We start from the raw sequence: 479 nt of genomic DNA, 5'->3' as shown, positions 1-479 counted from the left end.
AATGAGGCAGCATAAGGGGAGTTTGTTTGCTTTCCCTGTCCATCTTTTTCTCGCGTTTTGGAAGCTTATACTTAAAAGGAGTGAGAAAAAGTTTTGCGGCAAATCTACTTGCCAAAAAGGGGGAGATCGCGGTAAGGATCTTTCCTGTTGCTAAAATGTATGAAGGTACGAGCAGCCGTTGGACCGGAGTCTTATCTTTCTTTTGCTGAGTCATGGAATTTTTAAAGCCGCAAGTTACAAATATGGATCTTTTCAAATGAAGCCTTTTTCCTTCAGTTATCATTTTGGCAGGTATTTTGTTAAACCTACTTTAAAGCTTCAAGTGGAGCGGGAGTGATTTAGTAACTTTAACAAAAATCTCAAATTATGAAACTTAGACAAATAGCTATAGTCATCAGTTTTTTACTGCTTTTGGCAGGTTGTAAAACAAATCCCTTTACAGGGGAAAAGAATCTGAATTTTGTTTCTAATTCCCAGAT

The 479-nt window shown here is 37.4% G+C and carries 1 pseudogene; it reads right to left on the bottom strand.

Annotation, left to right across the window (positions count from 1 at the left end):
* A pseudogene (locus HC175_RS18055) lies at positions 1-214 on the bottom strand (alpha/beta hydrolase); the annotation flags it as partial.
* Positions 215-479: the final 265 nt, after the last annotated feature.

Source organism: Salinimicrobium oceani (assembly GCF_012037645.1).
Note: the sequence above shows the minus strand (reverse complement) of the source record. Positions and strands in the feature narration are given on the sequence as shown.